Origin of the sequence: Lysinibacillus sp. FSL W8-0992, assembly GCF_038008685.1 — a bacterium.
GTDB lineage: Bacteria > Bacillota > Bacilli > Bacillales_A > Planococcaceae > Lysinibacillus.
In genome coordinates this window covers 4,474,142-4,489,242 of the sequence record NZ_JBBOZQ010000001.1, presented here as the reverse complement: position 1 = coordinate 4,489,242, position 15,101 = coordinate 4,474,142, and the positions used below count along the sequence as shown (strand labels likewise).

17 protein-coding genes are annotated in these 15,101 nt (G+C 36.3%); 16 read left to right on the top strand and 1 reads right to left on the bottom strand.

What is annotated here, in order from left to right; genetic code table 11:
* The first annotated feature begins 38 nt into the window (after window positions 1-38).
* The 15 genes from isdC to NSQ74_RS22265 all read left to right on the top strand — a co-directional run bounded on the left by isdC (window position 39) and on the right by NSQ74_RS22265 (window position 13,969).
* Window positions 39-638, top strand: coding sequence for a heme uptake protein IsdC (gene isdC, locus NSQ74_RS22335; RefSeq protein WP_340826220.1), 600 nt, complete (start codon window positions 39-41; stop codon window positions 636-638).
* Window positions 638-2,161, top strand: coding sequence for an NEAT domain-containing protein (locus NSQ74_RS22330; RefSeq protein WP_340826219.1), 1,524 nt, complete (start codon window positions 638-640; stop codon window positions 2,159-2,161). Before isdC ends, NSQ74_RS22330 begins: the two co-directional genes overlap by 1 nt.
* 84 nt (window positions 2,162-2,245) lie before the next feature.
* Window positions 2,246-3,496 carry an NEAT domain-containing protein gene (locus tag NSQ74_RS22325; protein WP_340826217.1) on the top strand — a complete coding sequence of 417 codons (1,251 nt, stop codon included), beginning with the start codon at window positions 2,246-2,248 and terminating at the stop codon, window positions 3,494-3,496.
* 11 nt (window positions 3,497-3,507) lie between these two features.
* Complete coding sequence (gene isdE, locus NSQ74_RS22320) at window positions 3,508-4,425, top strand: heme ABC transporter substrate-binding protein IsdE (protein WP_340826216.1); 918 nt, start codon at window positions 3,508-3,510, stop codon at window positions 4,423-4,425.
* 224 nt (window positions 4,426-4,649) lie between these two features.
* The gene (locus tag NSQ74_RS22315) at window positions 4,650-5,615 is read left to right on the top strand and encodes a FecCD family ABC transporter permease (protein WP_340826534.1); all 966 of its coding nucleotides are present in this window, start codon (window positions 4,650-4,652) and stop codon (window positions 5,613-5,615) included.
* Window positions 5,616-5,620: 5 nt separating this feature from the next.
* Complete coding sequence (locus NSQ74_RS22310; RefSeq protein WP_340826215.1) at window positions 5,621-6,391, top strand: ABC transporter ATP-binding protein; 771 nt, start codon at window positions 5,621-5,623, stop codon at window positions 6,389-6,391.
* 12 nt (window positions 6,392-6,403) lie between these two features.
* A complete protein-coding gene (gene srtB, locus NSQ74_RS22305; RefSeq protein WP_340826213.1) occupies window positions 6,404-7,180 on the top strand; it encodes a class B sortase in 777 nt (258 codons plus the stop codon).
* A gap of 457 nt (window positions 7,181-7,637) precedes the next feature.
* Window positions 7,638-8,165: a YceI family protein gene (locus NSQ74_RS22300; RefSeq protein WP_340826211.1), complete on the top strand. Its 528-nt coding sequence runs from the start codon at window positions 7,638-7,640 to the stop codon at window positions 8,163-8,165.
* Window positions 8,166-8,448: 283 nt separating this feature from the next.
* Window positions 8,449-9,375: an NAD-dependent epimerase/dehydratase family protein gene (locus NSQ74_RS22295; RefSeq protein WP_340826210.1), complete on the top strand. Its 927-nt coding sequence runs from the start codon at window positions 8,449-8,451 to the stop codon at window positions 9,373-9,375.
* A 235-nt stretch (window positions 9,376-9,610) separates the two neighbouring features.
* Window positions 9,611-10,039 carry a MarR family winged helix-turn-helix transcriptional regulator gene (locus NSQ74_RS22290; protein WP_340826208.1) on the top strand — a complete coding sequence of 143 codons (429 nt, stop codon included), beginning with the start codon at window positions 9,611-9,613 and terminating at the stop codon, window positions 10,037-10,039.
* A 77-nt stretch (window positions 10,040-10,116) separates the two neighbouring features.
* The gene (locus tag NSQ74_RS22285; protein WP_340826206.1) at window positions 10,117-10,413 is read left to right on the top strand and encodes a putative quinol monooxygenase; all 297 of its coding nucleotides are present in this window, start codon (window positions 10,117-10,119) and stop codon (window positions 10,411-10,413) included.
* 226 nt (window positions 10,414-10,639) lie between these two features.
* The gene (locus NSQ74_RS22280) at window positions 10,640-11,215 is read left to right on the top strand and encodes an RloB family protein (protein WP_173478046.1); all 576 of its coding nucleotides are present in this window, start codon (window positions 10,640-10,642) and stop codon (window positions 11,213-11,215) included.
* Window positions 11,216-11,459: 244 nt separating this feature from the next.
* The gene (locus NSQ74_RS22275) at window positions 11,460-12,230 is read left to right on the top strand and encodes an ABC transporter ATP-binding protein (RefSeq protein ID WP_340826533.1); all 771 of its coding nucleotides are present in this window, start codon (window positions 11,460-11,462) and stop codon (window positions 12,228-12,230) included.
* 15 nt (window positions 12,231-12,245) lie between these two features.
* Complete coding sequence (locus NSQ74_RS22270; RefSeq protein ID WP_340826204.1) at window positions 12,246-13,199, top strand: ABC transporter substrate-binding protein; 954 nt, start codon at window positions 12,246-12,248, stop codon at window positions 13,197-13,199.
* Window positions 13,200-13,213: 14 nt separating this feature from the next.
* On the top strand, window positions 13,214-13,969 hold the full coding sequence (locus NSQ74_RS22265) for an ABC transporter permease (protein WP_340826202.1): 756 nt from the start codon (window positions 13,214-13,216) through the stop codon (window positions 13,967-13,969).
* Between the two features lie 29 nt (window positions 13,970-13,998).
* On the opposite strand, the gene NSQ74_RS22260 is transcribed toward NSQ74_RS22265, so the two are convergent.
* Window positions 13,999-14,439 carry a winged helix-turn-helix transcriptional regulator gene (locus tag NSQ74_RS22260; protein ID WP_173478043.1) on the bottom strand — a complete coding sequence of 147 codons (441 nt, stop codon included), beginning with the start codon at window positions 14,437-14,439 and terminating at the stop codon, window positions 13,999-14,001.
* Between the two features lie 125 nt (window positions 14,440-14,564).
* Between NSQ74_RS22260 and NSQ74_RS22255 the strand changes: the two genes are divergently transcribed.
* Window positions 14,565-15,083 (top strand): DUF4242 domain-containing protein, encoded by a 519-nt coding sequence (locus tag NSQ74_RS22255; protein WP_340826199.1) that lies wholly within the window; start codon window positions 14,565-14,567, stop codon window positions 15,081-15,083.
* The last annotated feature ends 18 nt before the right edge of the window (window positions 15,084-15,101 follow it).

Genomic DNA, 15,101 nt, shown 5'->3' with positions numbered 1-15,101 from the left:
AAAAATTTTCCATAATTATTGAAGGAGGCGTGCAACACATGAAGAAAATAATGATGTTGGTCATGCTAGTTAGTATGGTTATTTTTAATTTAGCGTTACCACATGCATCTGCTCAAATGGCTGATGGCACATATTCTGTAAAATATCAGGTCAATAAACCGGATAGCAGCTCTGCGTCTATTGCGAATGATTATTTCGTAAAGCCAGCTAAGGTGACAGTAAAAGATGGTACAGCTACTGTGCAAATTACATTAAAGAATAGTGCTTGGATTACTAAATTCCAACCGCCAGGGGGAGCAACAGTTGTTAGCGAAGATAAAGCAGCTGATACACGTGTTGTACAATTCACTGTAAAAGACTTATCAAAACCAGTTGTAACATCTATGAAAATTGATATCGATGATATTAATTATCACCATGAATATAGCGTTTCACTAGTATTTGATGCAGCAGTATCAGGAAGTTCAGCAGCAACAACAACAGCAACAAATAATACGAAAACGTCAACAGCATCTGAAAGTCAAGTGTCTAATCCACAAACAAGCGATGCGATGCCTTATTTGTTATTAGTTGCATTTGCAGGATCAGCATTTTTACTTTATAGAACTAAATACAAAACAAAAATGGAGGGTCAATAATGACTAAAAAACGTCAATCTCGCGCAACAAAAATCGTACTCGCTTCATTATTAGCAGCATCACTTTCAGTTCCAACATTTGCATCAGCAAAGGTGGCTGATACAACAACGACAACTATATCTACAGACGTAAAAGTGGAAGCTACAGCTGAAACAAAAGAAGGGACAGTTGTAAAGTTCCAAACGTTTAAACCTGGTACAGAACAAGCAGGATACATGGATAAATATTTTGCTGGAACAGGCTTACTTGTTGAAAAAGATGGTACATACACAGTGAAACTAACGATCCCAGCTCAATTCGCTGCAATGATTCCTGGTTTCCAAGTAAAACAAGGCGATAAATATGTTGATGCGACAATTGAAAAGCAACAAGATGGTTCAAGCATCGTGTCATTCCCAGTAGATCCAAAGGTGAAAACAGCAGCAAAAGTACATGTAGTTGTTTCACAAGCTAACATGGATACATGGTATGACTTTGATTTCCAACCAGTTGCTACAGATGAAGTAGCAGAACCGACTGAGGAAGTAAAAGAAGAGCAACCTGTAAAAGAGGAACCAGTTGTTACTGACGATGAAGAAGATGTAGCGCTGTATGAAGGTACAGTAACTGTTTATAAAGATGGAACTAAAGAAGAATCCATCATGAAAAATTATATTAGTTCTACTGTAGTTGTTGGTGAAGCAGATGGCACATATGTTGTAGGTATGGTATTCCCTAAAGGTCAATATGTTCAATCATTTAAAGTAGACGGTAAAGACGCTGTATTAGAAGAAGAAGATAAAGAAACAAATGAACGTATTTATACTTTTGAAGTGAAAGATTTAAAAGCACTAACAAATGCACAGATTCATATTATCGTAGATGAGCCTGCAGCAGGAGTTAAATATGATTCAGTTCATACAGTTCAATTTAGCTTTAATGTAGACTTAGACAAACCAGTAACAGATACTGAAGAAACACCAATTGTTAACCCGTTTAAAGATATTGATAACAACGAAAATAAAGAAGCAATCTTAAATTTACTTGCTTATGATATTATTGTTGCGCAAGATAAATTCAATCCAAATAACAATTTAACACGTGCTCAATTTGCATTAATGATTGCACGTACTTTAGAGTTAGAACCTACTGAAGTTGCTGGTTTCCAAGATATTAAAGGCATCGAAGCAGAAAAAGCAATTAACGCTCTTGCTGAATATGGTATCGTAGAATCACGTGAAAAATTCAATCCAAATGGCATTTTAACACGTCAACAAGGTGCATTAATGATTTACCGTGCAATCCAAGCTGTCACTGAAGGCGACTTAAATGTTGAAATTTCATTACCTTATGCTGATGTAGCGACAATTGCGAATGATGAAGCGAAAGAAGCATTCTCATTACTTAACAAAGAAGGCATTATGACAGGTTCTGTTGCTAAAGATGGTAAAACATACATCAATGCAAACAAACCATTAACACGTGGTCAAATGGCGAAAATTTTAAATAACTCTTTACAATTTTTCTATGAGTTTGAAGAATAAGAATAATTAGTAAACAGCAACTTCCTTTCTCACTTTGATGAGGAAGGAAGTTACTGTTGCTTCTATAGAAATTGGGGGTATTTGATGAAAACATACAATAGAAAAGGAGTCTTTTTATTAGCTCTTATTAGCGCTATTATCTTGGTGTTTATCCCTCAATTGCCGTTACATGCACAAGCTGAAGTAGATAGGTCATTAGGAAATGGGAGCTATCAAGTTGAACTAAGTTTTTCATCCCTTGATGGAATAGAACAAAACAGATTTTTCAATGAAGAAGCAACACTCAACGTAAAGAATGGCAAATATACATTGTCTATGACAATTAATCATCCATATATTTTACAAGAGGTACATATTGAACAGACGGAAAAAACGTTTTCATCTATTTTGAAGTGGACTGAAAATTTAGTTCAGTTTGATGTAAAAGATTTAAAAGAGCCTATTATGATTAAAGGTCTTTTGGCTTCTGAGTCAGAAGAGGATAGTTTTCAATTTGCACAGGAACTTCGCATCATATTAAAAGCACCCATAGAAGAAAATGAACAAGGTACTATAATAGAAGAAACTACACCTGAAAAAGAATGGTCGATTGATTACATATTGTACGTTGATGGAAAAAAAGAGCAATCAATTATGAATACATATGTCAATCCAGTGGCCAAGATGATAAAAAAAGACGGCAAATACTATGCTCAGATGACCATTTTAAAATCTGCTTGGGTAACGGGGTTAACAGTAGATCAACGAGGGCAACAGGCAGAACCAACGCTTGTATCCGATGTGGAAAATGAGAGAATTGTCGAATTTGAAGTAGTTGATTTAGAAAGACCACTGCGCATGTGGGTACAGGTAGATATACCGGAGATTGCTTATCATCATCAATATTTTGTTGATTTACAATTTGATGAACAACAAGTGGCGAATATTTTAGAAAAGCCTATAGAAACGGAGCCTCCTAAGCAAGACATAAACGTGAAGCCTCCTGTCGTCAATAGTGACAAAATAGAGAAGCCATTAGAGAAAAAAACAGAGGAACCTATAACAAAATCCAACAGCATTTCATTGCCAAAAGTTCAACCTCCTTTCACAGCATTAGTGGAAGAACAGTTAGCTTTTGACCGTACACTTGATGCAAATGCTGAAGAAGTAGTAGAAGAAGAACCTACTGTAACTGAAGAAGAAAAGCAACCAAACATTGAGCAGGCTGAAAACAAAACGAATATAGATCAGCAACTTGCCCAGTTAGATAAAGTGAAAATTGTATTGTTAGTGCTGATTTGTATTTTATCGGGCTGGTTACTCGTTCGTCGCTTTAAAAATTCTAAAAATAACTAGGAGGTGACTATATGTGCAAAAAACAAAATAACTGGTTGGCTTTGATAGCGCTTATGACCGTATTTCTAATTGCTGGTTGTAGCGGTGGGAGCGATCAAGCAAAGAATGAAGCATCTACTAACAAAGAGGAAGTTACAGTAACAGCAAATACACCAAGTGAAAATCGGATTATTGCAGGTACAGTTGTTATAGCTGATATTTTAGATAAGCTAGAGCTTGATGCTATCGCAGTACCGGAAACTGAAAAAGAGTTAGCGAAACGCTTTGAAGGTTTACCTACAATAGGGAATGCTATGGAGCCTGATATGGAAATTGTTAAATCATTAACTCCTACGGATGTATTATCAGTGTCAACATTACAATACGATTTAGAAGATAAATTCGAACAATTAAAAATACCTGTGAATTTTTTAAATTTCCAAAGTGTTGATGCGATGTTAGCTGAAATTAAAACGTTAGGTGAGCGTTATGATCGTAAGGCTCAAGCCGAAGAATTATTAACGGGGCTACAGAAAAACATTGATGCCATACAAACTGTTGCTGCTAATAAAGAAGGACCTCGTGTTTTAATTTTACTTGGTATTCCAGGCAGTTACTTAGTAGCAACTGAAAATTCTTACGCTGGGGATCTTGTCAAACGTGCTGGAGGAATTAATGTGATGGAGGGGCAAGAAGCAGAGTACTTATCATCAAATACGGAGTACTTGCATAATAGCAATCCTGATATTATTTTACGTCTATCACACGGCATGCCCGATGAGGTTGTCAAAATGTTTGATGAAGAATTTAAAACAAATGATATTTGGAAGCACTTTGACGCAGTGAACAATGGTAAAGTGTATGATTTGGAAGAAGAATTATTTGGTACTACAGCTTCTTTACAAGCGCCACAGGCTTTAGGACAGTTGATGGAAATTTTTTATCGCTAATAAGTAAGTTGAAATTGTCGCTCGTATTGCAGGATAAACCTTGCCATAGAGCGCTTTTCTTATATTTCTTGTAGCACAAAGGATATTACATATTACTTTTCGTTTCAAAGCAACCGTAGTGAGCGAATCATGAAATGAAGTAAAGTCGAAGCAATCGCAACAATGGATGCGCATACTCTATGCAAAAATATTGTGCGGAATTTGATGAGAAAAAGGAATCCGATATGACTAAAAAAATAATAAGTTTTGCGATGGTAATATTGTTGTTGCTTGTTTCGATGGTTTACTCAGCAACGACAGGTAGTATTAAAATGGGCTTTTTTGAATTTATAGGGGCGTTGTTTGAAGAAGGGAATAGCCAGATGGAGGCAATACGTGATTTGCGATTTCCTCGTATTCTAGTCGCATTATTTGCTGGGGCTGCGCTTTCTGTTTCAGGCGTATTATTGCAATCAGTAATGCGTAATCCGCTAGCAGACGCGGGTGTGATTGGTATTTCATCAGGTGCAGCATTTGTACAATTATTTATTATTGCATTTTTTCCAGCATTATTTTTCATGACGCCGATATTGGCGTTTATAGGTGGGGCATTTGCTTGTGCGCTAGTGTTTGCCTTGTCTTGGAAATCGGGATTAAGTCCCCTAAAATTAATTTTAGTAGGGATTGCGATTAATGCGATGTTTACTGGTCTAACGGAAGCATTTTTAAGTTTGGGTGGCTCATTAAATACATCTGCTTCTAGTGTCGTCGGATCAAATTTAACGATGCGTACATGGAAAGATGTTTCGACCATTGCAACGTATGGAACGATAGGCTTGGTTGCAGCATTTGCGTTATATAGCTGGTGTAATCTTCTCGTTCTACAAGATAAAACGGCAAAGAGTCTTGGCTTTAACGTAGCACGTGCTCGTTTAATTATTGCAGCTGTTGCTGTATTATTATCAGCCGTGTCAGTTGTTGTAGCTGGCGTTATTTCATTTGTCGGCTTATTAGTCCCACATATTGCCCGACGTTTAGTTGGACACGATCATCGAGTACTAATACCGTTTACGGCATTAGCAGGAGCCTTATTAATTTTAGTTGCAGATACAATTGGTCGAACGGTCGTTGCACCAATTGAAATCCCTGCTTCAACTATTATGGCAATCATCGGTGGTCCGTTCTTAATATTCCTTTTACGAAAAGAGTGAAGAAAATGGAAATGCACGACATTATCGTCTCTCATGATAATACACGTAATCATTTAGATGGTGTCTCAACGAGAATACGAAAGGGCAAAATCACAACGATAATTGGTCCGAATGGCTGTGGAAAATCGACATTATTAAGTGTGATGTCTCGAAATAATATGCCGAAATCAGGTAATGTTTCTTTGGAAAACAAAGACTTAGTTCATTATAAGCAAAAAGAGTTTGCTAAAAAGCTAGCAATTGTTTATCAACAAAATGAAGTGCCAAAAGATTTAACGATTGAAAAGTTAGTAAGTTTTGGGCGTCTTCCGCATAATACAATGTTAAAACGTAATCATGAGGAAGATGAAAAAGCGATTGATTGGGCATTAGCATGTACAAACTTATTAGAAAAGCGAAAAAATGATTTAGAAGCGCTATCAGGCGGTGAACGACAACGAGTATGGATAGCGATGGCATTAGCACAGCAATCTGAAATTTTATGCTTAGACGAGCCGACTACGTACTTAGATATTTATTATCAAATGGAGTTATTGGAACTTGTAAAATCTTTGAATGAAGAACATGGCTTAACAATTGTTATGGTACTCCATGATATTAACCAAGCCATTCGTTACAGTGATCATATTATTTTGATGAAAGAAGGACAAATAATAGCTGAGGGCGCGCCACGTGACGTCATCACAAAGGAAGTTATTAAAGAAGTATATGGTGTTGAAGCAATCTTCAATGAAGATGAACAGCTCGGTCTTTATATGGTGCCTCTTGGTATTTAAGTTGGTGAAACGATGAAAAAATGGAAAACTAATCTATTAACAGTTTTATATTTGGCTATATTTTTATATGCTGGCTTTGCACTTGTAAAGTACGTCTACACGTACTATGAGTCATCAAAATCATTAAAAGAAGTACAAACGATTTATGCTGAAACGTTGGCAACGATTCAAAAAGAAGTAGTTGATGAAGAAATATCGGATGCTGAAATAAAATCAAAATATACGATAAGACCTCAATTTCATGATTTACTAGCTGTAAATGATCGCATTGTTGGTTGGATTTCTGTAGATAATACAAAGCTCAACAATCCAATTTTACATGCGGATAATAATGAATTTTATTTGAACCATAATTATAAAGATCGGGAAAGTCGTGCAGGCAGTGTTTTTATGGATTATCGTAATGACACGCTCGATATAAGTCGGAATACCATTTTGTACGGTCATGCCATGAAAGATGGGACAATGTTTGGTAGTTTGAAAAATTACTTGAATCAGGATTATGCCAATGCACATCCTACAATTTATTTGGATACATTATATGAAGGTTATGATGTTGAAGTATTTGCAGCTTATGAAACAACTATTGATTTTTATTATATTGAAACAGAATTTAAAACGGATGAGGAATTTATTCAGTTTATTGGAGAAGTTCAAAAGCGTTCTACAATTGATATGAATGTAGATGTAGGATCAGATGATAAAATTATTACACTTTCTACGTGCAAAGATTCCGTAATAAGTGATGACCATCGATTTGTTGTTCAAGGGAAATTAGTAAAGCGATAACAGATAGAAGCTCGTGAATCGCCGATAAGAGTCCGCCTATCGCCGGTAAGACATGAGAAATCGCCGATAAGAGTCAGCCTATCGCCGGTAAGACATGAGAAATCGCCGATAAGAGTTCGCCTATCGCCGGTAAGACATGAGAAATCGCCGGAAAACCTTTGGAAAATGTCCGCTGTAGCCTTGTCCATGGTGATAAATATTCATAGAAATTAGTAGGAGTTACGTCGAGAAATAATTTAAAATAAATTACTTGACGTAAATTAATTATTAATATATAGTAAGTTACATAAAGTAATTGATTACTTTTAGTAACGGAAAATTAAAAAAGAAGCTCTCGAAGTAACTACATATGTTTAGTCCATTTATTTTTGGGTAACATAATTAGTGTAGTTACTTCATATTTTAACATATATCTCGAATTCGAGATATAAAACAATTCAAATTGGAGGAATTTAAAATGGCAAAATGGAATATCGATTTAGGACACTCAGCAATTAACTTTCAAGTAAAACACATGATGGTATCAAAAGTAAAAGGTGTGTTTGATTCTTATTCAGCTGATATTGAAGCAGCAGATCTTGCAGATTTAACTACAGCAAACATTAGCATTACAATCGATGCAGCAAGCATTAACACACGTAGCGAAGATCGCGATAATCACTTAAAAGCAGGTGATTTCTTTGATACAGAAAATTACCCAAATATTACTTTTAAATCAACTAGCATTACAAAAAAATCAGGCGATGAATATGCATTAACTGGTGATTTAACAATTAAAGATGTTACGAAATCAGTTACATTTAATACTGAATTTAACGGTAAAGGTACTAACCCATGGGGTCAGGAAGTATATGGTTTCGAGGCAGAAACGACAATTAACCGTGAAGAGTTCGGTTTAACTTGGAATGCAGCTTTAGAAACTGGTGGAGTACTTGTAGGTAAAGATATTAAAATTTCAGTTGAACTAGAAGTAAACCCTGCTTAATATTGCTATCCAGTGTTGTAAAAAAATAAATAATATATTTGTTAAAATCCGCTCGTCTTTCGTGGCAACGTCTGAGTTGGGTCGCTAGTTACCGCTTGCGATTCACTCGTCCGCTTGCTTGAAAGTTTGAGTGGATTTTTATTATTATTTAATTAAAAATAGAATGTTTACTTCGATTTTACCTTTCGTTGATAGTCTGTTAAAATAATCCAATAATAAGTTCCTTGCATATTTTTAGCAATTAATGCATATAAAACATCATATTGTTTTTGGGGGCGATGGGATGAATGTATTAGTGACAGGTGGCTATGGGTTTATTGGCAGTGCAGTGGCGAGGCGATTTTTCGAGGAAGGCGCCAATATTTATATAATTGATAATTTAAGTACAGGACATCTCCGAAATATTGATTTTGAGCATAAATCTTACTTATTAAATGTTGAAGATGAGGTTTGTGAGCATTTCTTTAAAGAAGTGGCTTTTGATGTAGTAATTCATTGTGCAGCGCAAACGAGTGTTCAACTTTCGATACAGGAGCCAATGAAGGATATATTGACAAATATTGTAGGGCTAAGCCAAATGCTCTTTTATTCATCAAAATACAAGGTGAAACATTTTGTTTTCGCCTCTTCTGCTGCGGTGTATGGTAATAGCCACTATCCACCGCTTGAGGAAACAGATGTTAGTGAGCCTGTTTCGATGTATGGACTAAATAAAAGCATTGGTGAAACATATTGTGAAAAGTGGCAACGTGATTATCATTTGCCGACGCTAATTTACCGTTTTGCGAATGTTTTCGGTCCGAGACAACGTATGCAAGGGGAGGCCGCTGTCATCCCTAGTATGTTGAAAAGTAGTCTTGAAGGTAGACCTTTTACTATTTATGGCGACGGTGAACAGACGCGTGATTTCATCTACGTAGATGATATTGCAGATGCCATTTATGCTGGAGTAGAAGCTAGACTTCAAGGTATATACAATGTTTCAACGAATGAAGCATGGTCACTGCACCAAGTTATATTATTATTACAACATTTAAATCATCCATTAGAGATTCAATATGCCCCTGCAAGAGAAGGGGATATTGAGCATTCATTTTTAAATAATGAAAAGCTTGCCAATGCGATTGGATGGAAGCCGAAGAATTCTTTTGCAGAGGGCATCGAGCGAACTATTCAAGCACTACAGAAAGAGAAGATTGTAGAAATTTAATGATGGTAAACACAGAAGAGCTGTTCTGAAAATGAAGTCTACTAATCGGTTTATTCGGTCTGCGTTCGATTTTTTCGAGCACAGACCTTTTTGATTTCCTGATTTAGGTAAGTTGTCATTTGTTGCTGGATCGATAATTTTGTATTATATTAATTGACGGGTCAATGATTGAGCACTCAATGATTAGTTGACACTTCTATAAAGTTGACCACACAAATTATTAGGAGGGTTATTGATGCAATGTTCACTTTCAAATCATGAACAAATTTTACAGCTTCTTAAAGGGCTTAATAATCAAATTAGCCCTAAATTTGAACGATGTACAGGCATTAGCGCATCACGCTATGAATTGCTACACCAGCTTTATAAAACAGAAGAAATTAATCAATCTACCCTCCAAAAAGCAGTTAATATAGACAGTGGTGCCATTACTCGTCATTTAAAACAACTTGAGGCAAGCGGTATGGTGACAAGACGACGAAACCCCACCGATAATCGTGTAATATTTGTTCGACTGACTGATGAAGGTCGTAAACAAATTATCGGTTACAAAAAAGAAAAGGTTCGTTTCGTTAACCAAATGCTTCATGGTTTTAATCAAGAAGAATTAGAATCCTTATCTGTCATGCTAAATCGCATGCAAAACAACATTATCGATTATTGAATTTTTTGACCAATATACTGATTTGAAAATGAAGCATTTAGTTCAATAAATGAATTTAATTAAAAGGATGGGTAACTATGATTATTATTCACGCACACTTACAAGTAAAACCGGAGCAAGAGCAAGCATTCTTGGAAGAAGCAAAGATCCTTCTTTCAGCAACAAGAGCGGAAGAGGGTAACATTAGCTACGATTTGATGAAGTCTACTGAACACGATTGCCATTATACAATGGTTGAAATTTGGAAAGACGTAGAAGCTACTGCAATCCATAATACGAGTGAGCATTTTACTGCTTTTACTCAAAAAGCACTAACTTTTATGGCTGCACCAATGGATCTTAAAGTATTTAGTGGAGAACCTCTAAAAGCATAATTTGTAAAAAAGCAAACACCTCAAGGAGTTATTCTTGGGGTGTTTGTTTATGTTCATTTTCATCAAATGGATTTTATAGGCACGTACAAATGTTGTATTTAGCATGAGTCATAGTAGCTGCATACAATAAAAGAAAGGCGATTTTTTCTAGTGTACTCATTGCAATACCAGTTATAAATGAATACTTATCCAATCAATATTTACGTGGAGTGGAGGTATTTGACCAGTGAGCGTACATCAACATGGTAATCGGACAATACGTAAAACAATATTAATTTATTGTGAGGGAGAAACGGAGCGCATTTACTTTGAGCAATTGCGTATTTTAAAGCGCTCGAAAACAGTGAGCGTGAAAATAAAAAACGTTAAGCGCTCTGCGATCAAGCTAGCACAACACGCCTTCCGTGATTCCAGCTACCAATATTTTGATGAAGTATGGATTGTTTTTGATAAGGATGATTTAACAGATAAACAGCTAGACGAAGTAAATATGTTCTGTGAGGAAAAAAATATTCACATCGCTTATTCGAATGAGGCATTTGAATTGTGGCTATTACTACATTTTGAAGAAGTAGATGTATCTGAAAAATATCCACGTGCTGTTTTAAACAACAAGATGGAGGAGCATTTAGGGGTAACACGCTATTTTCGTCATAAGGCAGACGAGTCTATTATTGCTCCGATTGCACTACTACATGAGGTAGCCATTAAAAATTGCGCGGAAATGATGTCCCTACGAACGACAGAAAATCGTGATAATCCTTATTGCAATATACATGACATGATTCAATACATATTCTAAATCTGGTGGATGTCTTGTTCAGCTAACGTAAGAGAAAGGTGAAGCATTATTTAAGTACAGGCGATGAATAGTTTGCAGGTTTTTTATTTAAAAATAGAAAACCTGTTTTTTTATGCGAATTGTCGGAATACAAATATATTTCTTAAAATTAGGTTGAAATTTTAAACTGAGTATAATAAAATAACTTAAAACATATTAAACCTAGTAAAATTATAAGATTAAAGTGTGAGGTGACAATTGCATGATGACAGCACCGTTAATTTCTATACAACAAGTTAGTAAAACATTTGCTGAGCAGACAGTACTTCATGAAATTTCATTGGATATTCAAAAGGGAGAGATTATTGCCATATTAGGAAAGAGTGGTTGTGGCAAAAGTACATTGTTAAATTTAATTGGGGGTTTTGAGCAGCCATCTAGTGGACAAGTATTGTTAGAAAACCAAGTTGTTTCTAGAGCAAGTAAACGTTGTATTATGCTCATGCAAAATTACGGATTACTTCCTTGGCGTTCTGTGCAAAAAAATGTAGAGCTCGCATTAGAGGGAGAGACTTTAACGAAGAGTGAACGACAGCAACGTGCGCATTATTATTTGAAGCTTGTTGGCTTAGAAAATCGATTAAGCGCATTACCTAGTGAATTATCGGGCGGTATGCAACAGCGTGTTGCCATTGCACGCGCATTAGCGATTCGTCCAGAGGTAATTTTAATGGACGAACCATTTGCAGCACTTGATACCTTTACACGTTATTACTTACAGGACGAGCTACTTGCTATTCAAAAAAAGGAGCAAACAACTATTTTATTGGTGACCCATGATATAGACGAGGCTATTTATTTAGCTGACCGCATTTTTATTATGAGTCCAAATCCCGGACGCGTCCATCGTGAATTACATATTCGTAGTACGAAACCACGCGATCGTTCAGATTCGGAATTCCAGCATTTTCGTGAGATTATTTTCAATGAATTTCAGTTTGCGCATCCGCAAGATACGATTGAATACAACATTTAAAATGGGGGGAAAACGATGAACAAGAAGGTAGGCATATTTTTACTAGCGTTGATACTATTGCTGACACTTGCGGCATGTGGAACGGATGAAAAAGAGGCAGTATCCCAAACAGAAGGCAATAAAAGGGTAGTGAAAATTGGGTATTTACCAATTACGCATGCTGCACCACTTTACATGCAAACAGATAGAGAATACGAAGGTTATGCCATTGAGCTTGTGAAATTTGGTTCATGGCCCGAACTAATGGATGCTTTAAATACAGGGAAAATTGATGGTGCATCAGTGCTTATTCAATTAGCGATGAAGGCAAAAGAACAAGGAATTGACTTAAAGGCAGTAGCTTTAGGACATCGAGATGGCAATGTTTTAGTGGCAGCCCCTACGATAGAAAATGTGGAGGATTTGAAAGGGCAAAGCTTTGCGATTCCAAATAAATATTCTACACACAATATTTTGTTATATCGGATGTTACAAAATGCGGGCTTAAATTATGAAGACGTAAATGTCGTAGAGCTACCACCAGCAGAAATGCCAGCTGCCCTTGCAGAAGGTCGCATTGCAGGATATGTAGTAGCAGAACCTTTCGGTGCTATTTCTGTAGCACTTGAAAAGGGTAAAGTGTTATTCCAATCAGAGGAAATTTGGCCGGATTCAATTGACTGTGGACTAGTCCTTCGTCATGATTTTATCGAAAAAAATAAAAATATTGCAAAACAATTCGTCAAAGATTATGCGGCTGCTGGTGAGCTCATGAATGCAGAGGGAGACCATGCACATGATGTTGTTGCTAAATATATTAAAGTTGATAAGGATGTTTTAGATTTATCGTTAAATTGGATTTCGTATCATAACTTGAAAATTGAAGCGGATGCGTATGCCATTTTAAGAGATTCATTAATAGAGATGGGCTTGTCAGAGAACCCACCATCATATGAGGAATTTGTTGATACGACATTATTGGAAGAATAGTAGGGTGCATATGTATGAAAAAAATAGGACCAATTTTACTTGGATTTGTGTTATTAATAGGCGTTTGGCAAGTAGTAAAGATTATTGGTGATCATGATGCAGCATTATTTCCTCCACCATTAGATGTTTTTACGGCATTACTGGATACTATCAAAGATGGCTCCATATTCGAGCATATACAAATTAGTTTGTTTCGCTTTTTTAGCGGTTATTTATTAGCGGTTGTTGTCGCTGTAATTGTCGGATTAGTTGTCGGGAGATTGGTGAAAGTTTGGGCTGTGCTAGATCCGATTGTACAAATTTTACGTCCTGTATCACCGATTGCCTGGTCGCCTTTTATCGTACTATGGTTTGGCATTGGCAATATGCCAGCCATTGTCATAATATTTATTGCAGCCTTTTTCCCCGTGTTATTATCCACAGTGACTGCAGTGAAAAAAGTTGATGCTACTTATTTACGAATCGCAGCCAATTTTGAAATGTCGCAGTTTAACCTATTGCGTAAAATTGTTTTTCCAGCTGCTTTTCCTATGATTGCAAACGGGTTGCATATGGCATTAGGAAGTGCCTGGATATTCTTAGTTGCTGGAGAAATGGTGGGGGCGCAATCAGGATTAGGCTTTTTAATAGTCGATGCTAGAAATTCACTTAGTTTAGATTTAGTTATGGCGGCCATTATTGTTATTGGCGTACTCGGTTTGTTGCTCGACAAGGTCATTCGCTATTTTGAAGGCTGGGTTGCGAAAATTTGGGGCGGACAAGGAGCTTAGAGTGGGCAAAAAAGAGCTAGCCCAATAAATTATTGGTTAGCTCCGTTTTGAATGGCACGTATTTGAATCGTATCGCTACGCTCACCGGTGTTTTTTGAATAGTAACCAATTTCTACTCGGTCACCTGAATGCGCATCAACAATTTCTTTATAGCAAGGGTCCAAATATTCGCTGCCCCATAAAATCATTGCATTAAATACAGATTCTAATGCCTTTCCTGATTCAGTTAATGAATAGGCATAACGCGGTGGATGTGCAGAGTAAAGAGTGGAAGCAACTAAACCTGCTTCTTCTAAAGATTTTAAACGTGCAGACAATAAATTTGCTGAAAGACCTGGCAAATTTAATTTAATGTCATTAAAGTTCGATTGACCGATTAATAGTTCATGTAAGATGAGCAATGTCCAACGATCACCGATAATGTTCAATGTTTGTGCAATATTGCATGGTAAGTCATATCGTGTTTTCATAGTGTTCCCTCCATGCAGTAGTGTAGCACAAATCATAATTTTTAGTAAATTCAGTTGTTTTTATTAAGTAAGTATAATAAAATAACTCACATAAAGAAAAAACAAACTATTCGGAGGTATTTACTATGAGTTTATTTTTGGTAGAATCAACAGTTAGTGAAGTAACGAACAAAGAGCAATTTGCAGCATTAGTAGAGCGTGTAGGACAAGAGCAGGATGTAACTGTTATCGAAGTACAAGTCGCAAAGGATTTTAGTCGTGCGTACTTTATCGTGGAGGCAAATGAAGAATCTCAAGTAACAACTGCACTAGCAGCTCAAAACATTCAAACAGATTTAGTAAAAGAAGTTCGCCTAGTTGGGAAAGAGCTGGATGAAGTTAAAACAAATCAAGAAGTTGTGAACTATTTAGTAGAGTGGGAAATTCCAGCAGAAATTACAATGGATCAATATTTAGCACGTAAAAAGAAAAACTCCGTTCACTATGAAGAAGTACCAGAAGTACATTTTTCTCGCACATATGTATGTGAAGATATGACAAAGTGCCTGTGCTTCTATGACGCACCAGACGAAGCAGCTGTAAAACGTGCTCGTGAGGCAGTGCAAACACCAATTACGTCTTTAACTGAATTAGCTGATAAGTAAAGGATAGGAGTGGAAACC